General features: G+C 26.8%; 25 protein-coding genes. 2 read left to right on the top strand and 23 right to left on the bottom strand.

Annotated features, from left to right (window positions below; translation table 11 throughout):
- Positions 1-198: 198 nt before the first annotated feature.
- The 21 genes from AC07E4_RS08110 to AC07E4_RS08010 all read right to left on the bottom strand — a co-directional run bounded on the left by AC07E4_RS08110 (position 199) and on the right by AC07E4_RS08010 (position 20,978).
- On the bottom strand, positions 199-1,170 hold the full coding sequence (locus AC07E4_RS08110) for a nucleoside hydrolase (RefSeq protein ID WP_478216097.1): 972 nt from the start codon (positions 1,168-1,170) through the stop codon (positions 199-201).
- A 377-nt stretch (positions 1,171-1,547) separates the two neighbouring features.
- The gene (locus AC07E4_RS08105; RefSeq protein WP_040327722.1) at positions 1,548-2,534 is read right to left on the bottom strand and encodes an ABC transporter ATP-binding protein; all 987 of its coding nucleotides are present in this window, start codon (positions 2,532-2,534) and stop codon (positions 1,548-1,550) included.
- 34 nt (positions 2,535-2,568) lie between these two features.
- Positions 2,569-3,513, bottom strand: a complete 945-nt coding sequence (locus tag AC07E4_RS08100; RefSeq protein ID WP_430830838.1) for an ABC transporter ATP-binding protein — start codon at positions 3,511-3,513, stop codon at positions 2,569-2,571.
- Between the two features lie 10 nt (positions 3,514-3,523).
- The gene (gene opp4C / locus AC07E4_RS08095) at positions 3,524-4,351 is read right to left on the bottom strand and encodes an oligopeptide ABC transporter permease (RefSeq protein ID WP_478216096.1); all 828 of its coding nucleotides are present in this window, start codon (positions 4,349-4,351) and stop codon (positions 3,524-3,526) included.
- A gap of 10 nt (positions 4,352-4,361) precedes the next feature.
- On the bottom strand, positions 4,362-5,324 hold the full coding sequence (locus tag AC07E4_RS08090) for an ABC transporter permease (RefSeq protein WP_040327728.1): 963 nt from the start codon (positions 5,322-5,324) through the stop codon (positions 4,362-4,364).
- Between the two features lie 84 nt (positions 5,325-5,408).
- A complete protein-coding gene (locus tag AC07E4_RS08085) occupies positions 5,409-7,100 on the bottom strand; it encodes a peptide-binding protein (RefSeq protein WP_478216095.1) in 1,692 nt (563 codons plus the stop codon).
- Between the two features lie 752 nt (positions 7,101-7,852).
- Complete coding sequence (locus AC07E4_RS08080) at positions 7,853-8,611, bottom strand: acyl-CoA dehydratase activase (protein ID WP_430830365.1); 759 nt, start codon at positions 8,609-8,611, stop codon at positions 7,853-7,855.
- 34 nt (positions 8,612-8,645) lie between these two features.
- Positions 8,646-9,794 carry a double-cubane-cluster-containing anaerobic reductase gene (locus AC07E4_RS08075; RefSeq protein ID WP_040327734.1) on the bottom strand — a complete coding sequence of 383 codons (1,149 nt, stop codon included), beginning with the start codon at positions 9,792-9,794 and terminating at the stop codon, positions 8,646-8,648.
- Positions 9,795-10,013: 219 nt separating this feature from the next.
- On the bottom strand, positions 10,014-10,349 hold the full coding sequence (gene saoD / locus AC07E4_RS08070; RefSeq protein ID WP_242838407.1) for a DsrE-related protein SaoD: 336 nt from the start codon (positions 10,347-10,349) through the stop codon (positions 10,014-10,016).
- 29 nt (positions 10,350-10,378) lie between these two features.
- The gene (gene saoL, locus AC07E4_RS08065) at positions 10,379-11,017 is read right to left on the bottom strand and encodes a MerB-like organometallic lyase SaoL (protein WP_478216094.1); all 639 of its coding nucleotides are present in this window, start codon (positions 11,015-11,017) and stop codon (positions 10,379-10,381) included.
- 16 nt (positions 11,018-11,033) lie between these two features.
- Positions 11,034-11,813: an ABC transporter ATP-binding protein SaoA gene (gene saoA, locus AC07E4_RS08060; RefSeq protein ID WP_040327736.1), complete on the bottom strand. Its 780-nt coding sequence runs from the start codon at positions 11,811-11,813 to the stop codon at positions 11,034-11,036.
- The gene (saoP, locus tag AC07E4_RS08055; protein WP_242838408.1) at positions 11,810-12,619 is read right to left on the bottom strand and encodes an ABC transporter permease subunit SaoP; all 810 of its coding nucleotides are present in this window, start codon (positions 12,617-12,619) and stop codon (positions 11,810-11,812) included. Before saoP ends, saoA begins: the two co-directional genes overlap by 4 nt.
- Positions 12,577-13,104: an ABC transporter substrate-binding (seleno)protein SaoB gene (gene saoB / locus AC07E4_RS08050; RefSeq protein ID WP_242838414.1), complete on the bottom strand. Its 528-nt coding sequence runs from the start codon at positions 13,102-13,104 to the stop codon at positions 12,577-12,579. The genes saoP and saoB overlap by 43 nt, the downstream gene beginning before the upstream one ends.
- 51 nt (positions 13,105-13,155) lie before the next feature.
- Complete coding sequence (locus AC07E4_RS08045) at positions 13,156-13,407, bottom strand: hypothetical protein (RefSeq protein ID WP_478216093.1); 252 nt, start codon at positions 13,405-13,407, stop codon at positions 13,156-13,158.
- Positions 13,361-14,530, bottom strand: coding sequence for an ABC transporter substrate-binding subunit SaoX (gene saoX / locus AC07E4_RS08040; protein ID WP_478216092.1), 1,170 nt, complete (start codon positions 14,528-14,530; stop codon positions 13,361-13,363). The genes AC07E4_RS08045 and saoX overlap by 47 nt, the downstream gene beginning before the upstream one ends.
- Before the next feature lie 79 nt (positions 14,531-14,609).
- Entirely contained in the window at positions 14,610-15,065 is a 456-nt protein-coding gene (gene saoC, locus AC07E4_RS08035; RefSeq protein ID WP_040328033.1) for a Cys-Cys-COOH (seleno)protein SaoC, read from the bottom strand.
- 24 nt (positions 15,066-15,089) lie between these two features.
- Positions 15,090-16,187 carry an efflux transporter SaoE gene (saoE, locus tag AC07E4_RS08030; RefSeq protein ID WP_040327746.1) on the bottom strand — a complete coding sequence of 366 codons (1,098 nt, stop codon included), beginning with the start codon at positions 16,185-16,187 and terminating at the stop codon, positions 15,090-15,092.
- Complete coding sequence (gene saoT / locus AC07E4_RS08025) at positions 16,187-16,444, bottom strand: thioredoxin-like (seleno)protein SaoT (RefSeq protein ID WP_242838409.1); 258 nt, start codon at positions 16,442-16,444, stop codon at positions 16,187-16,189. Before saoT ends, saoE begins: the two co-directional genes overlap by 1 nt.
- A gap of 218 nt (positions 16,445-16,662) precedes the next feature.
- On the bottom strand, positions 16,663-17,613 hold the full coding sequence (locus AC07E4_RS08020; protein WP_040327748.1) for an L-lactate dehydrogenase: 951 nt from the start codon (positions 17,611-17,613) through the stop codon (positions 16,663-16,665).
- Positions 17,614-17,943: 330 nt separating this feature from the next.
- The gene (locus tag AC07E4_RS08015) at positions 17,944-18,840 is read right to left on the bottom strand and encodes a LysR substrate-binding domain-containing protein (protein ID WP_040327750.1); all 897 of its coding nucleotides are present in this window, start codon (positions 18,838-18,840) and stop codon (positions 17,944-17,946) included.
- 785 nt (positions 18,841-19,625) lie between these two features.
- Entirely contained in the window at positions 19,626-20,978 is a 1,353-nt protein-coding gene (locus AC07E4_RS08010) for a D-serine ammonia-lyase (protein ID WP_430830360.1), read from the bottom strand.
- 232 nt (positions 20,979-21,210) lie between these two features.
- Between AC07E4_RS08010 and AC07E4_RS08005 the strand changes: the two genes are divergently transcribed.
- A complete protein-coding gene (locus AC07E4_RS08005) occupies positions 21,211-22,515 on the top strand; it encodes a hypothetical protein (RefSeq protein WP_478216091.1) in 1,305 nt (434 codons plus the stop codon).
- Positions 22,508-22,648, top strand: coding sequence for a hypothetical protein (locus AC07E4_RS08000; protein WP_478216090.1), 141 nt, complete (start codon positions 22,508-22,510; stop codon positions 22,646-22,648). The genes AC07E4_RS08005 and AC07E4_RS08000 overlap by 8 nt, the downstream gene beginning before the upstream one ends.
- Positions 22,649-23,171: 523 nt before the next feature.
- Here AC07E4_RS08000 and AC07E4_RS07995 read toward each other — a convergent pair.
- Together AC07E4_RS07995 and hcp are read right to left on the bottom strand one after the other, a co-directional pair.
- Positions 23,172-23,870 (bottom strand): hypothetical protein, encoded by a 699-nt coding sequence (locus AC07E4_RS07995; protein ID WP_040327755.1) that lies wholly within the window; start codon positions 23,868-23,870, stop codon positions 23,172-23,174.
- Positions 23,871-24,191: 321 nt separating this feature from the next.
- Positions 24,192-25,835, bottom strand: coding sequence for a hydroxylamine reductase (gene hcp, locus AC07E4_RS07990; RefSeq protein WP_430830358.1), 1,644 nt, complete (start codon positions 25,833-25,835; stop codon positions 24,192-24,194).
- Positions 25,836-26,743: the final 908 nt, after the last annotated feature.

Below are 26,743 nucleotides of genomic sequence, written 5' to 3'. Positions count from 1 at the left end.
TCTACCATAACTATTTACTTTTAACTCTTAGTTCTTAATTGGTTTCAATCATGATACCAGAGTAAACCATAAGCTTAATAGTATCATTTGATAAAAGCTTACTTTAAATTTGAGCTTGAAACCCTATACTTATTTACAACATACAATTTTTCATCACTTTAAAATAGGCAAGAATCAAATTCTTGCCTAAATTTATATTTATAACTCTAATAGTTTTATATACTTTTCAACTTCTAAAGCTTTATCTTTCAAAATCGCTTTAATAAACATTCTAAAAAATCTTTTATCATCAACTTCATCCAAAATTATAGAATTATGTGTTTTATTCCATAAATTATTTTTATCTACTATACACATACCTTCAGCTATTCCTTCTGTTACTATATCTGTATAACATTCAAACCCATTACATATTTCTCTATCTATAAAATATGCTACTGCTAAAGGATCATTAACTACAGAACCTAATACTTTATCTGCTTTCCAATAGAAATCTCCATAAAATTTAGTTATATCAACTACAGTTTTTGATAACTCTCCATCTATTTGTTTTATAAACTCTATCATATTAGGTGTTAACACTACTTTATTAGTCACATCTAATCCTATCATATGTACTTTATTTCCTAAGTTATTGAAAACATAATTAGCTGCATGTGGATCTATATAATAGTTAAATTCAGATGTAGGTGTACAATTTCCACATTCTTTAAATGTTCCCCCCATTGAAACAAACTCACTTAAATTTTCAAAAGCTTTTTTATCCTTCATTAAAGCCTTTGCTATATTAGTAAGTGGTGCTAATGATATTATTGAAACATCTTTTTCTTTATTTAAAGTATCTACTATAAAATTTACTGCTCCATTTTTTAAAATTCCATCTTGAACATTAGGTATATTCGTGTTTCCAAGTCCATCTTCACCATGAACATTTTCCGCATTTTCAAGTTTCTTTTGAAGTGGGGCATCTGAACCTAGATAAACCGGTATATGTAATGAATTAGTAAACTTTAAAGCCTTTAGTGCATTCTCACCACAAGTTTTTAAATCTACATTTCCACCAACAATTGTTATACCTAAAACCTCCAACTCATCTGAATTCAATGCTAATAAAAGTGCTAAGAAATCATCTATCCCTGGATCACAATCAATTATAACTTTTCTTTTCATACTCAAAACTCCTATAACCATCTATTTTTTTCAATTATATAAGATAATAAGATTAAATTCAAAATAATCTTTTTATCAATTGAAAAACTTTTTTCTTTTATCAAGAAACAGTAATTATTTAAATTAGTATTTCTTTTAAAATTGATTTAGAAAATCTTATTAATTTGCGTTTTATTTTTAAGACCTGAACCCAAGGACGGGTTCAGCGACTGCCTAGACAGGACGTCGATTCAGCCGTTTAGTCTTGGAAATAAAATGACAAATTTATTAGAGTTTCTTTGAAATTTTTATGAATAACGTTTTAAATAATTACTATTTCTTGGAATACCATTATTCTCATTTGATATTTTAATAATTTCATTTTTCACTTTGAAATCCTATATCATATGGCAAGCAACAAAATGATTTTTTTCTATTTCTCTAAGTTTAGGTTCACTCATTAAGCACATTTCACTAGCATATGGGCATCTTGAACTAAATCTACACCCTGAAAATTCTTCTGTATTACTCTTAACTACTCCATCAATTATTATTTTTTCTTTAATTATGGATGGATGACTTCTAGGTATAGATGAAATTAACCCTCTAGTATATGGATGTAATGAATTATCATAAACATCTTTTGAACTTCCTTTTTCAACTATAACACCTAAATACATAACCAATACTTCATCACAAAAAAATTTAACTATATTTAGGTTATGTGAAATAAATAAATATGTAAGATTTAATTCTTCTTTTAAATCTAGCATTAAATTTAAAATTTGAGATTGTATTGAAACATCTAATGCTGCTGTAGGTTCATCACATATTACAAACTTAGGATTTAATGCTAATGCTCTAGCTATACCTATTCTTTGTCTTTGACCTCCACTAAATTCATGTGGATATCTCTCTATGTACTTTTTATCTAAGCCACATAACTGTAGCATATTTTCTCCTAATTCTAATGCTTCATGCTTACTTTTTATATTATGAGCTCTTATTCCCTCTGCTATTATATCCCCAACCTTCATTTTAGGATCTAAAGATGAATATGGATCTTGAAAGATAATTTGCATATCTTTTCTTAATGCATTTAACTCTTTTTTATCTATTTTTATATTATTTTTAACATCATAAATAACTTTATCTTCAAAAGTCACCTTTCCCTCTGTAGGCTCTATAAGATTTAATATGCATTTTGCTATAGTGGACTTTCCACATCCTGATTCTCCAACTAGTCCAACAACTTTTCCTTTTTCTATATTAAAAGAAACATCATCTACAGATTTTGCATAAACATTTTTATTAGAAAATAACGATTTTTTAACTCTATAATATTTTTTTATATTCTCTACTCTAAGTAGATAATCTTTTTCCATAACATTCTCCTTTTATATACACTTTAAAAATATCCTAATATAAATGACATCTAACTTTGTGATTTGCTTTTATTTCTTTTAATTTTGGTATATCTTTTGTACATTCTTTCAAGCACTCACTACATCTATTACTAAAACTACATCCATTAGGAATTTCATCTACACTTGGAACCATTCCTCTTATAGAATACAATCTATTACCTTCTAATATATTGCTAGGTCTAGACAATATTAATCCCTTAGAATATGGATGCATAGTATTATCAAAGAATTCTAAAATAGGTGCCTCTTCAACTACATTTCCTAAATACATTACTAATACCCTATTTGCCATTTCACATACAACATCTAAATCATGAGTTATAAATATAATTGACATTTTCATTTCTTTAGCTATATCCTTTAAAAGCTCCAATATTTCATTTTGTATGGTAACATCCAATGCTGTAGTTGGTTCGTCTGCAATTAAAATCTTAGGACTCATAGCTATTGCCATTGCTATCATAACCCTTTGTCTCATTCCACCACTTAGCTCATGAGGATATTTTTTAAGCATTCCTTTTGGATTAGGTATTTTTACTTTTTCTAATAATTCAATAACTCGTTCTTTTACAGCTTTTTTTTCTAATTTTGTATGCTGTGTTATAACTTCTCCAATTTGATTTTCAACTGTCATCAAGGGATTTAATGCACTCATAGGCTCTTGAAAAATCATGCCTATATCCTTTCCCCTTATCTTGCACATTTCTTTTTCATTTAAATTTAATAAATTTTTATTATTAAATATTACTTCACCACTAACTTCTGACTCCTCTGACAATAATCCCATAATTGCAAGTGATGTTACACTTTTCCCACTACCAGACTCACCAACTAAAGATACTATTTCACCTTCATTTAATTTAAAACTCACATCATTTACAACATAGTTTAGTGAATCTTTAAATTTTATTTTTAAATTTTTAACTTCTAATATCATATCAATTCACCTACGCCTTTTCTTTTGGATCTAATATTTTTCTAAGTCCATCACCTAAAAAATTTATAGATAAAACAGAAATTATAATCATAAAACCTGGTGGCATCCAAAGCCACCATTGACTTTTAAGTGCTCTCATATTTTGAGCAGCTGTTAACATATTTCCCCAACTTGACATTGGAGACCTTACTCCCATTCCTAAAAAACTTAATGCTGACTCTATAAGTATTGCATTAGCCATGGACAAAGTACTTGCTACTAAAATAGATGGTAATACATTAGGCAAAACATGATTTTTTATTATTTGAAAATTATTTACGCCTATAGCCTTTGATGCTATTATAAATTCTCTCTCTTTTAAAGAAAGAACCTCAGCCCTAACAATTCTTGCTATATCTGTCCATGAAAGAATTGATATTATAATAATTAAATTTAGAACATTTGGACCTAGTAATGCGGCTAATGCTAGTGCTACCATAAAAAATGGAAAACACATTATTACATCTACAATTCTCATTATAATTCCATCTATAACTCCTTCAAAAAATCCTGAAATAACTCCCAAAACAACTCCTATTGATACCTGGATTATAGTTGCAAATATACCAACACAAAGTGAAACTCTACCTCCATAAATAAGTCGTGTAAAAACATCCCTACCAATTTCATCTGTACCTAATAAGTGCTCACTATTAGGCTTTGATGCTATGTTATATAAATCTATTGAATCACTATTATATTTAGTTAATAAAGGAGCTAATATAGATATTAAAACTAATATAAATAAAATAATTGCTCCTATCATAGCTAATTTATTTTTCTTAAATTTATTTATCATATCTTTTCTCCTACTTATACTTTATTCTTGGATCTATAACTGCATATAAAATATCTGCAAGCAAGTTAGAAAGTAATATAATTATTGAAAGTATCATTAAAATTCCCATTATTAGAGGATAGTCTCTATTTAATACTGCATCATAATTAAGTCTTCCTATGCCTGGCCAAACAAATATAGTTTCTGTAAGTAATGCACCTGAAAAAATAAATGGTATCTGCATACATATTATTGTAACTAATGGTATCAGTGCATTTTTTACTCCATGCTTTAAAATAGATTTCTTCTTTGTTAATCCCTTAGCTTTTGCAGTTCGTATATAATCCTTATCTAATACTTCTAACATAGATGACCTTGTGTATCTTACAAATGCTGCACTTTGAAGCAATGCAAGAACTAGCCCTGGAAGTATCATATGTTTTAAAACATCTAATGCATTTTTTATTCCAGTATAATCTTCACCTAAAGTTTTCATACCTGACACTGGCAAAATAGGAAAATCAAATGCAAATATTTTTATTAAAAGTAACCCAAAGAAAAATGCAGGAATAGATATGCCTATAAATGAAAATACAGTAGTAACATAATCAAATAATGTATTTTTCTTTATAGCTGAAATAATTCCTATAATAATTCCCAAAATAGTACTTATTATTAATGCAAAAGACGATAACAATACAGTATTCCAGATTCTACTATTTATAACTTGTAAAACTGGTTGTCCATATTGAATTGAATATCCAAGATCACCTCTTAATGCCCTTGAAATCCATTTTATATATTTTATATGAATTGGGTCATAATATCCTATCTTAGTTAACATCTCTTTAATTACTTCTGGCGGTACTGTTGGATCAATCATGCTAGTATAAGGATTACCTGGCTGCATATGTACAAGAGAAAATATTATTACTGAAACTCCAAACAACACTCCTATAGCTATTAAAATTCTTTTAAATATATATTTAGTCATCACATCACCTCTTTTTAACTTTGTAAATCTCCAAACATCCTAAAACCTTAAAAAAGGTGATTTTTAAAATCACCTTTTCTATTTTTATTCTTCTATATACCAATTTTCTACGTCTATAAAATCTCCATGTGCTATTGGTTTATAATTTTTTAATTTTGAATTAGTTGCTTTTGTTACATCTTGATCATATAAATATACCCAAGGTAACTCATCATTCATTATCTTTGCAAATTCACCATAGATCTTTTTACGCTCTTCTGTGTCAAAAGTTTTTAATCCATCTTCTATAAGTTTATCTGCCTCTTTATTTTTAAATGCTGAAATATTCCATGCAGAATTTCCTTTTTCATCTGATGAAGAAGTTGAGTGCCAAAATGCCATTGGATTTGGCTCTGACCCTGGAGTATTAGCCATTAAATATAAATCAAATTCATGATTTGCAACTACCTTTTCCATAAGTGCTTGGAATTCCATACTTTCAAGTTCTATATCAACACCTATCTTTTTAAGACTTTCTTTAATTATAGGTGCTGTTTGCTCTCTTAATTTATTTCCAGTAGGATAATATAAAGTAGCTTTTAATTCTTTTCCACTTTTATCTTCAACAATTCCATTTCCATTTTTATCTTCATAACCAGCTTCTTTTATTAGTTTTTTTGCTTCTTTTACATTGTAATCATAACCATTTAAAGTTTTTTCATCTGGATATGCCCAGCTTGTAGTAAGCATTGGTGTGTTTACAATTGTTCCACGACCTTCTAGAAGCTTATCAACCATTGTTTTTCTATCAATAGCATACATAAATGCTTTTCTTAAATTCTTATCTTTAAATTTTTCTTCTCTCAAATTAAATCCCATGTATTGGAACATACTATTAGGATACGATATTATACTTTTATCCTTAGCTTTTATTTCATCTAAATCTTGATTTTTTAAATTAGAAACATCAACTATATCAACAGTTCCATTTAATAGCTCAATTTGTGCTGTATCTTCATTTGTAACTTTAAATATGAATTTATTAGTCTTTGGCTTTCCACCATAGTACTCATCAAATCCCTCTAATTGAACATCTTGTCCTTCATTAAAAGTTACAACTTTATATGGACCAGATCCAACTGGCTTACTTAATAAATCTTTCTTTTCTTTCCAAGTAGCAACAGGCACACCTTCCCATATATGTTTAGGAACTATTCCTGTACCCCCTATTATAGAAAGTGCAGGTGCATATGTTTCTTCAAATGTAACTTTTATAGTTTTATCATCTATTTTTTCTAAACCTTTTATACTATCAGCTTTTCCTTCATGATAATCTTTTGCACCAACTACTTTTTCAACATTTCCAAATCTTGAACCTGGATAATCTTTATTTGCAATTGTAGTAAATGTAAATATAATATCATCTGCTGTTATTGCTTCACCATCATGCCATTTTAAATTATCTCTTAATTTAAATGTTATGCTTAAATTATCCTTAGATATTTCATAACTTTCAGCTAAATCTGGCTCAGGATTTAAATTTTCATCAAACTCAAGTAGTGATGAATATGTAAGAGCTATAACTGAATCATCATAAGATGTATCACTCAATAATGGATTAAAAACTCCTGTTGGTGAACTTGTAAGTGCATAAACTATTTTATCTTTCACTTTTCCCGATTCAGTTGTTACTGTTTTTTCAGAATCTTTTGCATTATTGTTAGCTCCACATCCAATTAACATAGTTGCTGGTATTAATGCCGCTAAAACTAATGCTACTATTTTTCTCTTTTTCATTTTTGTCCCCCTTATTTATACAATTAAATACTTGCCTCTTTTCCTTGTTCATTATCACAAAATTAACATTTTATATCAATTACTATAAAAATTAACTATAGTAACTTATGTAATCATTCACAATTTAAATAGTATTTATATTCAGTAAATTCAACAAAAAAAAGACTATAATATAGTCTTTTTTTAAATACGGACGAAATAGAAATCGTTATACCATATAAAAATAGTATAAAAAGAAGTACTTTTCTTATTTGTACTCCCATATAAAAACAATTTTTATTTTTATATGGCAATATAAATTTCATAAATATTCTGATTATACTCTATATATAGGGTTCCAAATTTAAAGTAATGTATTTCTCAAATGATAGTACTAATCTTATAGTTTATTCTATTATCATGTTTGGAACCAATTAACAATTAACAGTTAGCAATTAACAATGATGGTTGATATTAATCACTTCGCTTTTAATATCTAAAAATAGAAATATAAAAAACTAGTTTTTTATATGTTTTAACTAATTTGCTTAGCAAATTATCATAAAAATTGATTTTTAAAACTGATACTTCAGTTTTATCCTTCATTGTTAATTGTTCATCGTTAATTGTTAATTTTGTATAACATTTTAAACTTCTCTTTCTCAACTGAAACATGAATAACTTAAAGTTTCAACTTGGATTCCTATAAGCATTTAAAATCCAATTTTCACCTTAACTGTCCATTGTCAATTCTTAAAATATAGATTAATAGCTTATTTTATATTTTTTGCTAAAATTCCTGCACCTATAGCACCTGCATAATGTGCAAGTTCATGTGTTTCTACTTTTGCATTTAATTTTTCACCTAAGCTTTTAACTATATATGGAGCTTTACTTAATCCCCCAGTAAGATAGTATTTATTTTCACTTGAAAATTTATTACAAAGTGAAGCTACTTTGCTTACTATAGAATCTATAACTGCAAAAGCTATATTTTCTTTTGCTTCTCCACTTCCTATAAGACTTATAACTTCTGATTCAGCAAAAACAGTACACATAGAGCTTATAGTAACTCCACTTCCATTTTCGGCTAAATCACAAAGTTCTTTTATATCTACCCCTAAAACATTTGCCATAATCTCTAGAAATCTTCCTGTTCCTGCAGAACACTTGTCATTCATTAAAAAATTACTTATCATTCCATTTTGTAATGATATAACTTTAGTGTCTTGTCCACCTATGTCAATTACTGTAGCATCACCATTCATAAGATAATGCGCACCCTTACCATGGCAAGTAATTTCTGTTATAGATTTATCTGCATAAGGAACTGAAACTCTACCATAACCTGTGGCAACTACTTTTCGATTTTCTTTCATAATTCCCTTTGACTCTAATAATTCTTCTATTTCATTTGCCGTTTCCTTGCTACTCCATCCAGTTTTCATAAGTATAGTATCTTGTAAATTATCTTCATCAAATATTGCAACTTTTGTTGCTGTAGAACCTATATCAATACCTATATAATACATTGCTTTACTCCCTTTTTAACTTTAGTTATGAAAACTACAGCATTTCAATAAATGCACTTATTCTAGTTTTTATTTGACCTATGTCAGCTTTTGAATAATCTGTTTCCAAGCTCATATATGGAATAGCTTTTTCATTTATAACAAAATCTCTAACTCTTTTTGTTTCTATATTGTAAGTATGACAAGCTTGAAGTGTTAAATCTACTACTCCCTCGATTTTATATTCATCTATAAGAGTATTTAAAAGTTCCATTCTTCCGTCATTTGGTGCCATTACAGAACAAGGTATACTTAAATATTTTTCTGCTAAAGCTTCCATTGGATCTTTACTTTCATCAACTAGCATTGCCTTTTCTTTAACTCCACCACAGTTTTCATAGCATACAACTACGCCACCATTTTCTTCTATTGTTTTAACAACTTTATCTACAGTTCCCCCCATTGGACAACCTGTAACTAAAATTCTTTTTGCATTCTTATCAACTTTAGTTCCATTTTTCTCATAATCAGCTTTTAAGTCATCTATCATTCTTCTTATATTATTATTTTGCTCTTTTTTATCGAAACTAAAGCCTGTACCTTCTAAAACTTTATACATTTCATAACCACTAATTGCTGGTGGCACTAATTTTCCTAATGAATAAAATTCTTGAAGTAAAAGTCTTTCTTCATTTTTTAATTTTATAGCTTTTCTTAAATCTTCATCACTAATTGTTACATCAAATTCTTTTTCTAACTTTTCTTTTAAGAAAATCATTTCATTTTTCCAAACTTTTAATCCATGTTCTCTATCTTGTGCTTGTGGTAACTGCATTACATGCATAGGTTTTATCTTTCCTAAATACTCATACATTTTCTTTTTACCATCACAAGTAGTTTCTCCAACTAATAAATCTGAAAAATATGTATATGGACACTTCTCAGTTAATGCAAAACCATAACTTGATTTTATTAAAGGACATAAATTTTTAGGCAAATCCCTCTCTGCATCTGGAATTGGTTCTTCACTCATTCCACAAAGACTTACTGGAACTGCACCTGATGCATAAATTATTTCACAAGGTGTATATGTACAAAATACTCCTACTACTTTCTTACCTTGTTCTTTTAAGTCTTTAACTTTTATAAAACCATTTTTTCTTGCTTCACTAAACTCATTAAAAATACTTGGAAAGTCGCTCATATTATCCTCCAAAACTCCTTTAAAATTTCACTATGTATAAATTAATTTTTTATAAAAAATTAAAAGTATACAAATTCCTTTTTCTTATACTTTTAATGCTATATTATTTATAACAATTTATCTATTATTATTAATTATTCAAATAAGTAACATTGATTCATTTGAATAATTAATTGAAATAAAAATTCAAACTAATTTTCTAGTTTGAATTTTTTAATATTATAATGTTATTATTTGTTCTACCCCTGCTGACTCTAAAGTTGCATAAAGTATTGGAAAACAACCTATCGCTGCTCCCTCTATTAATTTTTCATCAATATTTCTTTCAATTGCGCATTTATCACAAGCTAATAATATTAACCCTTTTTCATCGTGAAGCTTTTGAAGTTTTTTTCCTATTTCACTATCTTTCTCTAACATATATGTATTATCGAAAAGAAAAAACATACCCATAACTTCTGCACCATGAATTCCTTGTTCCATTTGTGGAATAATCATATCATTTAATATTGTTCTTGTGTTTTGTGAACTAATCACATAAGCAACCTTCATCATAAATCTCTCTCCTTATTCATTTAAAATATTTATCTAAAATCAAATAATTCTCTAGACACTTCTATTGCATCTGTAACATGCAACTTAAAAATATTATCAATATTTATATTCATATTACTTGTCCAAATATCAAAATCTTTCTCCGTACAGAAGAAATTCATGATATTTCAACAAGTAGTTCCCCAATCAGTATGTTTATTTAAATCTACATGCAATGCATGTAATGTCTTAGGATAATACTCACTAATCTCTCCATTTGTAATTTTTACATATACATCTTCTGAAGTATTACTACATTTAGATTTTACTAATACATTTTGGTGAAATGTAAATGCACATCCCATAGCATCAATTGCACACATAGCATAAAACTCTCTTCCATCATTCAATTTCACATGATGATTTGTTGCAACTGCTGAAACTGGATACGCAAATATTACATTTTTATTTTCATCTACTACTATTCCATTTTCTTTTATTAAATTATTTATATGATTTAATAAATCTAAGTCTTGAATTTCTTTAAGAGCTTCTAAATCATCTTCTATATTAAATGCTCTTTTATTATTAATAATAAAATTCATTATCTCTTTTCTAATTTTATTTTCTATATTACTGTATTGGTCACATTTATTTTTTACTTCTAATTTTTTAGCTATTTCGTTCATCCTTTACCTCTATCTATTAATCTTCTTTTGTAGCTGCAACTTCTTCATATCCTAGAGCTGTAGTTAATACTTTTGTTAAATTTTCTTTATATTTATTATAGATTTCACATTCTCTATCTCTTGGTCTAGGCAAATCAATTTTTAAATCTTCTATTATTTTTCCTTTATCCGTTGACATTACTATAACTCTATCACTCATATAAACAGCTTCATCCACATCATGAGTAACCATTATTGCTGTTATTTTATCCTTTAAAAATATATTTTCTAATTCTTCTTGTAATATTTTTCTCATTTGAAAATCAACAGCACCTAATGGCTCATCAAGTAATAAAACTTCTGGTTTACATGCAAGTGCTCTTATCACTGCAGTTCTTTGTTTCATTCCACCAGATAATTGGCTTGGATATAATTTTTCTTTTCCTTCTAATTTAGATATGCTTAATAATTCTTTTAGCCTTTTTTCTCTATCTTCTTTAGGTACTTTCTGCTGTTTCATAGGATATAATATATTTTTCTCTACAGTCATCCATGGGAATAACGCATAGTTCTGAAATATAAAACCTCTATCAACGCCTGGTCCATCAACTTTCTTATTTTCTACAAATATATTTCCACTATCAGCTTTCTTGAAACCTGATATAATAGTTAAAAGTGTAGTTTTACCACATCCTGATGGTCCTAATAAAGATACAAATTCGCCTTCATTCACTTCAAAACTTATATTTTTTAAAACTTCATTTACCTTTTTATTATTTCTAAATGATTTACTTACATTATCTATTTTTATCTTCATTGTTCGTTAGTCCTCCATCTAGAAAGATATTTATTTAATAGATTCAATAATCTATCAATAACAAAGCCTACTATAGCTGCAAATATCATAAGTGCAATTAATCTATCTGTTTGCATCATTGTTTGAGAATTTACCATTAAAAAGCCAAGACCTTGGCTTGTTGCTATAAACTCCGCTCAAATTACAGACATCCATCCACTACTTATTGCAATTCTTGCTCCTGTTAATATATCAGGAAGAGTTGCTGGTACTATTATATCTTTAAGTATACTTAGCTTACTTGCACCCATAGATTTTGCTGCATTATAATAATCCTTTGAAATTCCTCTTACGCCTTGTATTGTATTTAGTATTACTGGAAATACACCTGTAAATGCAATTAAAAATATAGTTGGACCATCACCTATACCAAACCATACAATTGTAAGTGGAACCCATGCCATTACAGGTATTTGTCTTATAGAATCTACAAGTCCACCTATAAGTTTATTAGCAAATTCTGATATTCCCATTACAAAACCTAATGGTACACCTATAACCATAGCCCATAAAAATCCCTTTAACACACGCCCTAAAGTTATAGTTATATTTAATATAACTTCCATATCTGTTACACATAAAAAAAACTGCTTTATAGTATCACTAGCCTTAGGCATTATTAATGCATTGTTTTTTGATGTGGCATAGATTTCCCATATAATTATCAAAAATGCTAATATAGTAACTTTATATATAATTTCTTTTTTACTGTTTCCTGAAAACTTTATTCTTTTAGCTTTAACATTTTCATATTTAGCATCTTCCATTCTTTTCTCCTCCTCTCATTCACATAATCTTTTTTCCGATTTTCACTTATTGATTGTAGAAAGTTATCTTCTTTTTGTAAAAAATCTATAGTACTATCATAAGCACTTATAAATCTTTTAAATTCTTCTTTATCTTTAATTTCCTTTTTTACTATTATAGAAAAAGTATTATAGTCTTCACCTATGTCTATAATTTTTCTTTCTCCAATTACCTCTAAAGATTTAAGATAATCTATAACAATTCCCCCAACATCACCTTTTTCCATAGCATATGGAAGTGACTTGCTTGGTAATTCTACAATTTCAAATGTTTCTTTAAACATTTTTTTAGCAATATCTTTTTCATAACTACGACCTTCTGATACTCCTATTTTTTTAATCTTTTCATTTTTCATAACAACTAAATTAGAATTTTGAATTACAGGTGATACTATTTCAAATCTATTATCACTTTTTACAAATTCATTAGCTTTAGAAGAACATATTATTGCTAAATCTATAGCGTCTGAACTCAGCGCTAATTGTGTACTATTGCCTCAACAATCTTGAAAAGTATACATTTCTATACTTTCCAATTCTATATTATCTTCCCCATACTCTTTTGCCACTTTAGACATTATTACTTGTGGTATTCCGTCTGTTACACCTATTTTTAGAGCTTTTCTAATATTGTCCTTACTATTAAATTTTGAGCATAGAATAAAACCTATGCTCAAAATAATTATTATAAGTAATATAAATCTAATTTTTACCTTCAATTTCTTTTGCCTTTGCCATCCAAGCATCATAGCTCATTCCTACTGGGAATATCTTGTCTACTTTTTCTTTTATAAACGTATCAAATTCATCTGCTCCACATTCTTTTAATAATGAATTATCTATTAACGCTTTTTTGTCTACATTTTCGTAATCCCCATGCTCTACATTTTCCTTTAATCTCTTATCTACAGCACTTTCATTAACTTTCCAAGTTATAGTTCTACCTTCTTCAACAGTCTTTTTATATACTGTTAATAGTGCTACTTCTTTTGGTACTGAATAATTCTTTGCAAATATTTCTGCTGATTCTATTGGATGTGTATATAAATATTCAATAGATTTTGTATGTGCTAAAACTAATCTTTTTGCAACTTCTTCATGTTCCTTCATAAAGTTAGTATTTAGTGCAAAAACACAACATATTGTAGTCTCACCATCAACACTATCAAATATTTTCATTATCTTTCCTGTTTTTTCATATTCAGCCATGGAGCCCCATGGATCACATGCTGTATATCCTTTTATTTGTCCTGTTTTTAGTGCCATGTATGCATTTTGATCACTATCAAAATTTATACCTTCATAATTTTTACCTTCTACAGGAATATTCATTTCTTTAGCCATTTGTCTCCATGACCAACTTTTTTCAGGCTCTGTTCCTATACCTAATTTTTGTCCAATTAAATCTTTTGGCTCTTTTACATCATTAGATACAACTAAATAATATGAACCTCCATCATGATTATTTGCTGCTATTGTTATAGGTGTTCCTTTATTTATTCCACGAGTTACATTTTGGAATGATATGTATCCTGCATCCATTTGACCTGCTGACATAGCTTGTGGAACTTTACCATTACCAGTTACTTCAACATTTAATCCTAATGCTTCATATATTCCTGCATCTTTTCCTATACATGCTGCAGTCATATGATCGCAGTTATAATATCCTAATTTAACAGTGTAATCATCCTCTAATTTAGGAAGTTTCATATCCTTTATTGACTGAATTACTTCTGTTTCTGATGCTGAACTACTCTGAACCGCCTTAGAATTATTATTTTTATCATTACCACTTCCACAACCTACTAACCCAGTTGTAACTCCAACTATGCAAAGCACAGTTAATAATCTTCTAACCTTTTTACTCATAAAATCCTTCTCCTTATTATTAATTTATTTTTCATATATTAAATTTAAATCTAAACATTTCATACATTGTTTATCTACATTAACAACAGGAATCCATACCTTCTCCAAATAAATCTACAATTTTCATATTTTCAATTCTAAAAATTGCATATCCTATATTTCCTCTTTTTGAACCAGATACTATAAACTCCATTTCATCTTTATTGTCTATATTTTTAAGTTTAATACTTTGATCTTCTATTGGTGCTGGTACAATATTTGTGTACTTAACGCCATCTCCACTATCAACTAAAACAACCATTCTAGTTTCCTTTTCTTCTTTAAAAATTACAATTAAATCTTCAATATTATCATTTGTCAAATCAGCAGCTTCACATAAAATTACTTTTCTTTCTGGAAATTCATTCTTAAAAACTTTTAAAAGTTTATTTTCATTATATTTTGAAAGAACTTCATTTTCTTTTTCTGCTTGTCCTTCACATCCAAGTAAAAATATTGTGAATATTATTATAAATATTCCTAAAAACTTTTTCATAAATATCATCTTTGCTCCATTAACTTAATTATTTTTAACTGTTCTTCTATTAATTAAAAACTTATTAAAACTTTTATAAAATGATTTTAATGCAAATAGAAATATTATAAGAGAACATAAATATTTTAGCCACATTGGGGCTATAAACATAAATTTATTTGCAGTAGTTATAGAATTATTTACTCCATCAAAATTTAATACTGGTGTAAAGTTTGGCATAAGCATAATATTTGTTATATACCCAACAATTAATGAAATTCCAACAACTACAGTAGAATATATAATTGCAGTTCTTTTTCCTATTATTTTATAAAGACTTATAAGTTCTGGTAAATTTGTTGCAGCTCCTGCCATTAAGAATGTTATTGCAATTCCTGGTGCTGCACCACTTGCAACTAATGCTGCTATAAACGGTATATGTCCTACTGCACATACATACATAAATGCCGCTAAAATAGTAACTCCACCTAAAGATATAACAGTTGGTTCTCCTAAATACTTTTGTATAAATTCTTGTGGAACTACATTAAATATAATAGATGCTAGTACCATACCTAAAATAACATACTTACTTACAACTAAGGCTAGATCATTTAATGACCAACTCATACCTATTTTTATTTTTTCTAAAAAAGTTTTTTCATCTTTCACTAAAACTCTTCTTTCTATTTCTTCTTCAATTCCTGGAGCTTTTAGTTCATTACCTCCAAAGGTATTTCCTATAATTCCAATTATAATAGGAGCTAAAAATCCTGTTATAACATAAATTATTGTAATTTCTTTTCCTAAAAGTCCATAACATAATATAACTGCTACTGGATTTATCATTGGTGTTGATGTCATAAATGCTAATGTCGGTCCAAGATAAGCACCTGAATAATACATGCTTATACCTAATGGAATTACTCCACAACTACAAATTGGTAAAAGCATTCCTGATATAGTGCTTTTTATTAATGAACTTATCTTTTTATTTCCTAAAATTTTTTGAAATTTTTCTGGTGATAAGATTTCATGTAGAAAACCCGCTAGTACAAAACTAAAAACTAGCCATACTGATGCTCCATTTAAAATAGTCAATGATGACCAAAATAAATCTTTTAAAAATTCTAAAATAATCATTAAATATTCCCCACAATACTCATAAAAGTTTTTTCAACAGTAGATTTATTAACATTATCTATAACTTTTTTTTCATCTACTATTAAAACACTTTTATTAAACATTCCATATTTTCTTATATAATCGAAGTCTTTTCCCGCTTTATATATTTTAACGTCTACATGATCTTTATATTTTTTTCCTAACTCTTCAACGAAGGGTGTAAGTGTATCACATCATGCACATACATTTATAAATTCAATTAAATTCTTCTTCATTAATATTACCTCCTATTTCTTGTAATCCATGAACCATTTTACATTGTTCAACATATTTTTACTATAATTATTGTTTTTACTGATAAAAGACAAAATACTATTTGTAATTTAAATACATAATTGTATAATTATTTGAATTGCAATTCAAATTAAATTTTATTATATTTTTATATAAATAATAGAGGCTATAGATAAATTCCATATCTATAGCCTCTAATTTAATATTTTAATTTACTTATATATTCTTTTATAACACTTTCAGAGTTTTTAAGTTTTTTCTTTTCATTCTCTTCCATTTCTAGTTCAATAATTCTTTCTACACCATCTTTTCCTATTATACTTGGTACACCCATGTATATATCCTCAACCTCATATTCACCTTCTATTAATGTAGATACTGGAATAACTTTTTTCTCATCATGGAATATAGATTTTAATATTCCAACTACAGTTGAACCTATTCCATAATAAGTGCTACCTTTTCCATTTATTATCTCCCAACCAGCTTTAGCAGTTTCTTCTACAATTCCTTCTAACTCTTCTTCTGTAAATTTCTTTTTACTCTCTGTAAATTTAAAGAAAGATTCACCTGCAACTGTTACTCTTGACCATGGAACCATTTGTGAATCTCCATGTTCACCTAATGCAAATGCTTGTATAGATCTTGTGTCTATTCCTCCTAATTTTTCTGAAATAATAGACTTAAGTCTAGCAGTATCTAGAGCTGTTCCTGTACCAATTACTTTATTTTTAGAGAATCCTGATAGCTTCCATATATAATATGAAATTATATCTACTGGATTAGATGCAACTATAAAAAATCCATTAAATCCACTATTAATTATAGGATTAACTATAGACTTGCAAATTTTTGCACTTACATCTAAAGTATCTAACCTTGTTTGTCCTTCTTTTGGAGCAGGTCCCGCTGTTATAACTACAGCATCCACATCTTTACAATCTTCATAAGATCCTACTCTAACTTTTGTTCTTAGTGACATATATTCTACAGCATGCATTAAATCTAATGCCTCACTTTTAGCTCTATCTTTATTTATATCTATCATTATAACTTCTTCACATACACATTGATTAATTAAAGCATAAGCACAACTAGAACCTACTAATCCAGTTCCTACTATAGCTACTTTTCTAGATTTTATTGACATATCCATCTCTCTCTTTCTAAAATACTAAAATTATATATGCATATACAATTTGTTAATTTTTTATCAATCTATTTGAAAAAATTTTTCCCATTTTAAAATTAATTTATTTATATAATACACCTTAAATTCATATTTGTTAATACATTATCTTATTTTCGCAATTTTGTTAATATTTTTTCACAATAAATGCCAATAAAACTGTGAAATTTATACTTAAATATAATTATTTTTTTAACAATCTTTTTTATATCATTTTATGGCTAAGCTTTAATTAAATAGTCATGAATTGATATAAAAAAGTAGGTGTATTCCTGTTATACACCTACTTTTCTATTTAGCTTTTTTCTTTTCTGAATATGCTATTAATTTTTCTATAAAAACTTCTGTTGCTCTTGATTTCATTATATCCCTTGGTAATATATACGAAAAATGTCTCTTATATTCACCATCTAATTCTACTACAGAAAGTTCATCATTTTTAACACCATCTTCTGTAACATAATTAGATATTAATGTTATTCCTAAATTGTTTTTTACAGCTTCTTTTATTGCACAATTACTACCTAAAACCATCATACTTTTAGGTGTTATTTCTTTAGTGGTTAAAAACATGTCTAAATACTCTCTAGTTCCTGAACCACGCTCTCTTGCTATCCAGTTTTGTTTTTGTAAATTGTCATAAGAAAATTTTTGTTTAGTAAGTTCATGATTAAATGATGTCATTATTACCATTCTATCTTCTAAAAAATATTTTTGTTTAAAATCTACTGAAGGAGCTACCCCTTCAATTAAACCTATATCGAGCTTCATACTCTTTATTTTTTCACAAATATTTGCAGTATTCTCTATTATAACTTCAAATTCAACTTCAGGATATTCTTTTGAAAACTGAGCTAAAAATGTTGGCAAAAAATACTCACCTATAGTAAAACTTGCTCCTACCTTTAAATGTCCCTTCACAGTTTTAGATATATTTTTAAGTTCATCTTTAGTATTATCTATAAGCTTTAATATTTCTTTTGCTCTTTTGTAAAGTAAATATCCATCTTCTGTTATAGATATACTCTTTTGCTTTATAGATCGTGTTATAAGCTTAGCATTAAAATACTCTTCTAAATTTTTTATATGTACACTTACACTTGGTTGCGATAAATTTATACTTTCACCTGCCTTTGTAAAATTTTCATATTCTACAACAGCTATAAAAGTCTTTAACTCTTCTAACATCTTTACCTCCAAAACTTTATTATATGGTTCCAATTTCAAATCAAAAATAATATATTTGTGAAATGATACTATTAGCATTACAGTTTATTCCTATTTTTATATTTGGAACCAAGTAAGAAGTAAGAGTGAATAGTGAAAAGTTATGGTTGATATTACTCACTTTGTTCCTAATATTTTAAAATAGAAATACTTAAAAACTACGTTTTTATATTGTTTTCAATTAATTTGCTGCGCAAATTTAATAAAAAATCATTATTTAAAATTTAGAATTACAATTCTAAACTTAAACATCAATAACTTAAAGTTTCAACTTGGATTCCTATATAGGGTATTATATAGGGAAACAAGCTCGAATTCAAAACTATTTTTTCAGTTGTAAATATATTGCTTTCAAAAGAAATACTTATTATAAAATGATTCCGAGCTAGTCTCACTATTAAGAGTATCCAAGTTCAAATTTTAAATAACATCTTTCTCAAATGATATTATTAAGCTTACAGTTTATTTCTATTTTTATATTTGGAACCAAGTAAGAGTTAAGAGTGAAAAGTGAAAAGTTATAGTTGATATTACTCACTTCGCTTTTAATATCTAAAAATAGAAATGCTTAAAAACTACGTTTTTATATTGTTTTCAATTAATTTGCTTAGTAAATTTAATAAAAAATCATTATTTAAAATTGGAAGTCCAATTTTTACATTCACTTTCAATTTTCCATTAAATTAATTAGAATTCTCAACTGAAATAAAAATAATTTCATTTTTTAAATTGTTTCCTTATAAACTTTATAAATTTTTAGCAATATTATATCCTTTAGTAAGATAATCATTCATTATATTTTCTGGAACCATATTTCCTCCTGTTGCCCAAACAATATGCGTACTACTTTCCATAATATTAGTAAGATTTCTTGCATTTATATATTCATGTCCTTCTGGTGATTGATTTAATTTTATTGGACCTATAAAACCAGTTAATGCTGAAGGTTCTAACCTTAATTCTTCTACTTCATTTGCATAAAATAATAACTTATATAATTGCGAATCATCTACAGTATAAATTCCACTTATTTCTTTTTCTAAAATCTTCCCTACAAATCCAGATGGCTTTCCTACTGCTAATCCATCTGCATCTGTTATATTGTCTATGCCATATCTTTTTACATTCACTTTATCATGCATTCCAGTCATAAGTCCTAAAAGCATACAAGGTGAATGAGTTGGTTCTGCAAAAAAGCAATGCACATTTTCCTTAAATATTCTTTTTAATCCGAAAGTTATTCCACCTGGTGCTCCCCCTACACCACAAGGTAAATATACAAACAATGGATGATTGCTATCTACTTTTATATTTTTTTCTTCTAATTGATTTTTCAACCTTAATGCAGCTACTGAATATCCTAAAAATAAATCTCTAGAATTTTCATCATCTACGAAATGACTATTTTTATGCTTTTTAAATTCATTTCTTGCAAACCTTACTGTAGTGCTATAATCACCATCATGTTCTACAACTTTAGCTCCGATATTTCTTAGTAAATCTTTTTTCCACTTCTTTGCATCCTTAGACATATGAACTCTTACATTAAATCCAAACTTTTTAGAAATAATGCCAATACTTAATCCTAAATTTCCTGTAGATGCTACTACAATACTAAACTTTGAAAAAAATTTCTTAAACTCATCATTATTAAGTTTTTTATAATTATCCTCAATACTAATCATATTTCTTTCCAAAACTAAGCTTTCTGCATATTTTAAAACTTCATAAATTCCACCTCTAGCTTTTATAGAACCAGATATAGGCAAATTATTATCACATTTACAGTATAATTCACCTTTAATTTTAACTTCATATAGCTCCTCTAGCTTACTCTTCATTTTATCTATTTTTATAAGAGTAGATTCTATTATTCCTTTGCTATTTTTAGTTTCTGGAAAAGCTTCTTCTATAAATGGTGCAAATCTTTCAAACCTTCTTTCAGCATCTAAAATCTCTTCTAAACTAATTTCTAGATTTTTATAATCATCATTATATTTATCATTACACCAAAACACTTCGTTCATACTTATTAAATTATTGAATTTTGCACATTTGTTATTTATATTATCCATTTTAAAACTATTCAAACTCACCATAAAAATACCACCCTACCTTAGTCTTTATTACTATTTTATTCTGTGAATGTAGTTATAAACCCTCCATTAAAAGAAAATTTTTACCATTTAGAAATATTTAATATTTTGTTAAAAAGTATATTTTTACTATTTTTTTATTTTACATTGACATTAAAACGACTTTCTTCATAATATAAAACATAAAAGATTTTAATATATTAATAATAGAATTATAGGCTTAAGGGGTGATGTTATGACCGCCGAAATAGCTATTATGAATAAACGAGCCATAGCTCTAGCTGCTGATAGTGCTGTTACTATAGGAGATAGAACAAAATTTTATAATACTGCAAATAAATTATTTATGTTATCCAAATATGAACCTCTTGGTATCATGATTTACAATAATGCAGAGTTTATGGGAATTCCTTGGGATATAATAATAAAAAATTATCGTTGTCATCTTGGTGATTCAAAAAAAGATTACCTTATTGAATATGGAGATAACTTTATAAATAAATTGAAAGAAAATGAGTACAAATTTGAAACTTATGAAAAAAAATATTATATTCAAATGGTTTTGCCTTTAATAAATGAAATAAGCAAAAAAATTGAAGATGAATATTTTAATTTAGCAGAAAAACTTGATAGAAAGCTTAACCATGATGAAGTTTCAAAAATAGCTAATAATATTATAGATTTATATTTTGATAAAATATATAATGCTAAAGATTTAGATGATATTCCTGAAAATCTAACTTGCAGCATAGAATCAACCTATTCTGACCTATGCAAAAAATACATTGGCGAGTTAGTTGGAACTGATATTATGGATAATGAACATTTAGATAAACTTATTTCAACTTGTAATTTAATATTTCAAAAAGATATATTTTTAGGTAATTATACTGGTGTTGTTATATCTGGATTTGGAGATAAAGATAACTTTCCATCTCTTGTCTGTTATAAGATTTCTGGTTTCATAAAAAACTTTTTAAAATATAAAGTTGATATTTATGAAAATGTAACACTAGAAATGGATCAATGTATAATTCCATTTGCTCAAGTTGATATAGTTAATACTTTTTTAAGAGGAATTAGTTTAGACTATTTAAATATAATACAAAACTCCTTCGACAAATATATATTAGGCTTTATAGATAATTTAGATAAAGACATATTAAAAGAAGATGATAAAAAATGTATTAAAACTGAATTAAATTTACGTTGGGAAAAAGTCTTAGATGATATAATGAAACATTCTCAAAAGGAATATTTAGTCCCTGTACTAAAAGCAATACGCTATCTTCCTATAGATGATTTATCTTCCATGGCTGAATCCCTAGTTAATTTAACTTCATTTAAACGTCAGGTTGCAGTAGATGAGAAATCTTCTACTGTTGGTGGTCCCGTTGATGTTGCTGTTATATCTAAATGTGATGGATTCATTTGGATAAAACGAAAACATTACTTTAAACCTGAATATAACTATCATTTTTTTCAAAATTATTATAAAAAAATGCCAGATAATTGCAAGGAGGAATATACTGATGATTAAAAAATCTACTCAAGATTACTATTTAAGATATTTAAAAAAACTTTCTATGTTAAATAGAAAAAATGATAAGCCCTTTATAAATGATTTTTCTAATAAACCTAAAATAATTGATGAAATTATAAAAAAATACTAATATAAAAAATTGGCTATATAAGAATTAAATTTTACAAATTTATTCTTATATAGCCCTTTCTATAGGGTTCCAAGCTGAAATTTAAAGTAATCTTTTTATCAAATGATTCTTTTAAGCTTATAGTTTATTCTTATATCATGTTTGGAACCAAGTAAAAAGTAAGAGTAAAAAGTGAATAGTTATGGTTGATATTACTCACTTTGTTCTTAATATCTAAAGATAGAAATACCTAAAAACTACGTTTTTATATTGTGTTTAAATAATTTGCTTTGCAAATCATTATAAAAATTGATTTTAAAAAACTGAGACTTCAGTTTTATCCTTCATTGTTAATTGTTCATCGTTAATTGTTAATTTTGTATAACACTTTAATTGCTTTTATATATTTAAATATTTTAAATTCATTCATTAACCAATAAAATAATAAGATATTATACATAGTACAAATAAGATAATTGTATCTATATACATCACCCCTTATTCTAATATCAGGTTTAAATTTAATATTTTAGTTTATACACATTTATATAACCTTTTTAAGTTCTAAGAAAACTCCAGGTAAATGTATAAATAGTCTATTATCATCTTTTACTAATGATAAAACACTATTTCCATTTTCATCTGTAATCTGAATTTGGTTAACAGTATTTCCATTTAATCCAACTACATCATTAGAAAGTTTATATCCATTTAAATATTCTTCTACACTCATTTGATTTTCCTTATAAATTGGATTTTTTAAAACTTTCATTTCATTAGCACGTTTTTCTTGAAAATAATTAGCATTTTCATTAGTAAATTCTACTGTTTTACCTATAAAAGCTTTAACATCATCTTCGCTATATATTCCAATTCCAGCAAAAATATATTTATCAATTTGCCATTTTCCCATATAATTTTTTTCATTTTCTTTTTTTATATCATTATTTTCGTTAGAAGTTACTTCATTTGAATTTGTATTATCAATTTTTTCATCATTGGAATCTTTTTTCTGTTCTTCATTTTCCTTATTATCACTTGCTTCAATAGTATTTTTACTATCTTTTTGTTTATTATTTAAAGAATTTTTTTCCTTATTATTTTCTTTTATTTTCTTACTTTCAGTAACATTATTTTTTTCCTTATTAGTTTTTATACCATTTTTATTGCTATTATCCTTGCTACATCCAACAAAAACAAGCATAAAACTTAAGCATAAAATTAAAATTAATTGTTTTTTCATAAATACACCTCATACCATTTCTTTATATTTATTTCATATTTTCCATTTTATATTGTATCAAAATTATTATAGAAATGCTACGAAAGCCTATTATAGGGTTCCAAGCTGAAATTTTAAATAATAAATCTATTAGAGTTTCTTTGAAATTTTTATGAATAACATTTTAAATAATTCCTTTTTCTTGGAATACTACTATTTTCATTTAATATTTGAATAATTTCATTTTTCAACTTATATTCCTATAAAATATAAAACAAGCTTTATTATTAAATCTAATAAAGCTTGTTTTATTGATTATAAAAATTATTTTTTAATTTTTAATTATTCTCCTAAGAAGATTTTCATATCTTCATCTACAGTTGTTATTCCTGCTATTCCAAAAGTTTCAATTAAAACATTAGCAACATTTGGTGATAAGAATGCTGGAAGTGTTGGTCCTAAATGAATATTCTTAACTCCTAAATGTAATAATGCTAATAATACAATAACAGCTTTTTGCTCATACCATGCAATGTTATAGCATATTGGTAATTCATTTATATCATTTAACTCAAATACCTCTTTTAATTTTAATGCAATTAATGCAAGTGAATATGAATCGTTACATTGTCCTGCATCTAAAACTCTAGGTATTCCATTTATATCTCCAAGATTTAATTTATTATATTTATATTTTGCACATCCAGCAGTTAAAATTACTGTATCTTTTGGTAATCTCTCTGCAAACTCTGTATAGTAATTTCTTGATTTAGCTCTTCCATCACAACCTGCCATTACAAAGAATTTTTTAATTGCTCCAGTTTTTACAGCTTCTACAACTTTATCTGCTAAACTAAATACTTGCTCATGTGCAAATCCACCTATTATTTCACCATTTTCTATTTCTGTTGGTGCTTTACATCTTTTTGCATGTTCAATAATTTCGCTAAAATCTTTAACTCCATTTTTATCTGCTTTAATATGTTTTAAATCTTCATGACCTACAACACCAGTTGTGTAAACTCTATCTTTGTAAGACTCTTTTGGCATTACTAAGCAATTTGTTGTCATTAATATAGGTCCATTAAACTTTTCAAACTCTTCACCTTGTTTCCACCATGCATTTCCATAGTTACCAACTAAGTTTGAGTATTTCTTTAATTTTGGATAGTAATGTGCTGGTAACATTTCACTATGTGTATACACATCTACTCCTGTGCCCTCTGTTTGCTTTAATAATGCTTCTATATCTTTTAAATCATGTCCGCTAATTAATATTCCTGGGTTAGATTTAACTCCAATATTTACTTTGGTAACTTCTGGATTACCATAACTTTCAGTATTTGCTTTATCTAATAAAGCCATACCATCAACGCCAAACTTTCCAGTTTCTAATGTAATTCCAATAAGTTCATCTATTGTTAAATCATCATTTACAGTAGATGCTAAAGCTCTGTCCATAAATCTACTTATTTCATCATTATCATATCCTAAATGATTAGCATGCTTCATATAAGCACATAACCCCTTAATACCATAAGTAATCATCTCTCTTAAAGATCTTATATCTTCATTTTCAGTTGATAAAACGCCTACTTTTTCTGACTTTGCCATCATTTCAGTTTCATCTTCACTATACCAAATTGCAGCTTCAGCTAAATTTTCTAAATCACCGTTATTTGATTTAACCTTTTCCTTTAATCCTTCTCTTAATCTTAATCCTTCTGATACTTTATTAATAAAGAATTTCTTATCCCAATTTGCATTAGTTATAGTTGCAAATAATGACTCTATTATAAACTTGTCTACTTCTTTATCATTAACATTAACAGCATTTGCTCTTTCATTAACTACTGCTATTCCCTTAACTACATAAACTAATAAATCTTGTAACTTAGCTAATGTATCATCCTTTCCACAAACTCCTTTTATAGTACAACCCTTACATCCTGCTGTTTCTTGACATTGATAACAAAACATACTCATAACTTACTTCCTCCTAATAATATATAATTAATTGTTCATTAACTTAATAAATTTTCTTTTTAAAATATTTCCGTGGAAATACTGAATCACTTCATGAACTTATTATAAATTAACCCATATATTATTTCGGTAACGTAAGTTACTATTAATTATTTATTTCAATTTATTAGTTAAATGAATTTTTCCCCATAATTACTTCTTAAATATTTTTCAAATTATTTTTTAATTATCTAAAGAAAATAATCTTTAATTCAAATTTATTTCTTCAATTGCAATTATATTCTTTTCAAAAACATTGTCTATTTAAAATTTCTTGCTTATTAAATTTACTCTTAATTTAATTCACTAATAGCCGTTTAATATTGGAAATAAAATAGCAAATTAATTAGAGTTTCTTTGAAATTTTTATAAATAACGATTTAAATAATTCCTGTTTTTTTACTAACATTATTCATGTTTCAGTTGAGAAAAAGTAATTTGAGGTGTTATACAAAATTAACAATTAAGGATAAAACTGGAGTATCAATTTTTTAAATCAAATTTTATGATAATTTGATTAGCAAATTAGTTAAAACATATAAAAAAACTAGTTTTTTTATATTTCTATTTTTAGATATTAAAAGCAAAGCGAGTAATATTCACCATAACTATTCACTTTTCACTCTTAGTTCTTAATTGGTTTCACCCATGATATCAGAATAAACTGTAAGCTAAATACTATCATTTGAGAAATACATTACTTTAAATTTGAACTTTGAACCCTATATTACAAAATAAAGTTAAGTATCTTTTAAATTTATGTACTTTTTACATGTAATTGTAAACTTTTTGAAAATTCCCATTTTCATTTTGTTGTTTTTTGCTTTTTTTACCTATATAGAGATTGAAGCAGTAGCTTTTAAATTACT

The sequence above is a fragment of the Clostridium amazonense genome (genome assembly GCF_056431285.1).
This window is presented reverse-complemented; position numbering and strand designations above follow the sequence as displayed.

What these genes read in the sequence shown, in the direction of transcription:
- AC07E4_RS08105 (WP_040327722.1), bottom strand. Translation starts at nt 2,534, where the DNA reads ATGGAAAAAGATTATCTACTTAGAGTAGAGAATATAAAAAAATATTAT.
- AC07E4_RS08090 (WP_040327728.1), bottom strand. Translation starts at nt 5,324, where the DNA reads ATGACTAAATATATATTTAAAAGAATTTTAATAGCTATAGGAGTGTTG.
- AC07E4_RS08110 (WP_478216097.1), bottom strand. Translation starts at nt 1,170, where the DNA reads ATGAAAAGAAAAGTTATAATTGATTGTGATCCAGGGATAGATGATTTC.
- hcp (WP_430830358.1), bottom strand. Translation starts at nt 25,835, where the DNA reads ATGAGTATGTTTTGTTATCAATGTCAAGAAACAGCAGGATGTAAGGGT.
- opp4C (WP_478216096.1), bottom strand. Translation starts at nt 4,351, where the DNA reads ATGATAAATAAATTTAAGAAAAATAAATTAGCTATGATAGGAGCAATT.
- saoX (WP_478216092.1), bottom strand. Translation starts at nt 14,530, where the DNA reads ATGAGTAAAAAGGTTAGAAGATTATTAACTGTGCTTTGCATAGTTGGA.
- AC07E4_RS08085 (WP_478216095.1), bottom strand. Translation starts at nt 7,100, where the DNA reads ATGAAAAAGAGAAAAATAGTAGCATTAGTTTTAGCGGCATTAATACCA.
- saoD (WP_242838407.1), bottom strand. Translation starts at nt 10,349, where the DNA reads ATGATGAAGGTTGCTTATGTGATTAGTTCACAAAACACAAGAACAATA.
- AC07E4_RS08080 (WP_430830365.1), bottom strand. Translation starts at nt 8,611, where the DNA reads ATGTATTATATAGGTATTGATATAGGTTCTACAGCAACAAAAGTTGCA.
- AC07E4_RS08020 (WP_040327748.1), bottom strand. Translation starts at nt 17,613, where the DNA reads ATGTCAATAAAATCTAGAAAAGTAGCTATAGTAGGAACTGGATTAGTA.
- AC07E4_RS07995 (WP_040327755.1), bottom strand. Translation starts at nt 23,870, where the DNA reads ATGAAAAAACAATTAATTTTAATTTTATGCTTAAGTTTTATGCTTGTT.
- AC07E4_RS08005 (WP_478216091.1), top strand. Translation starts at nt 21,211, where the DNA reads ATGACCGCCGAAATAGCTATTATGAATAAACGAGCCATAGCTCTAGCT.
- AC07E4_RS08075 (WP_040327734.1), bottom strand. Translation starts at nt 9,794, where the DNA reads ATGAGCGACTTTCCAAGTATTTTTAATGAGTTTAGTGAAGCAAGAAAA.
- AC07E4_RS08015 (WP_040327750.1), bottom strand. Translation starts at nt 18,840, where the DNA reads ATGTTAGAAGAGTTAAAGACTTTTATAGCTGTTGTAGAATATGAAAAT.
- saoE (WP_040327746.1), bottom strand. Translation starts at nt 16,187, where the DNA reads ATGATTATTTTAGAATTTTTAAAAGATTTATTTTGGTCATCATTGACT.
- AC07E4_RS08010 (WP_430830360.1), bottom strand. Translation starts at nt 20,978, where the DNA reads ATGGTGAGTTTGAATAGTTTTAAAATGGATAATATAAATAACAAATGT.
- AC07E4_RS08000 (WP_478216090.1), top strand. Translation starts at nt 22,508, where the DNA reads ATGATTAAAAAATCTACTCAAGATTACTATTTAAGATATTTAAAAAAA.
- AC07E4_RS08100 (WP_430830838.1), bottom strand. Translation starts at nt 3,513, where the DNA reads ATGATATTAGAAGTTAAAAATTTAAAAATAAAATTTAAAGATTCACTA.
- saoA (WP_040327736.1), bottom strand. Translation starts at nt 11,813, where the DNA reads ATGAAGATAAAAATAGATAATGTAAGTAAATCATTTAGAAATAATAAA.
- saoC (WP_040328033.1), bottom strand. Translation starts at nt 15,065, where the DNA reads ATGAAAAAGTTTTTAGGAATATTTATAATAATATTCACAATATTTTTA.
- AC07E4_RS08045 (WP_478216093.1), bottom strand. Translation starts at nt 13,407, where the DNA reads ATGATGCTTGGATGGCAAAGGCAAAAGAAATTGAAGGTAAAAATTAGA.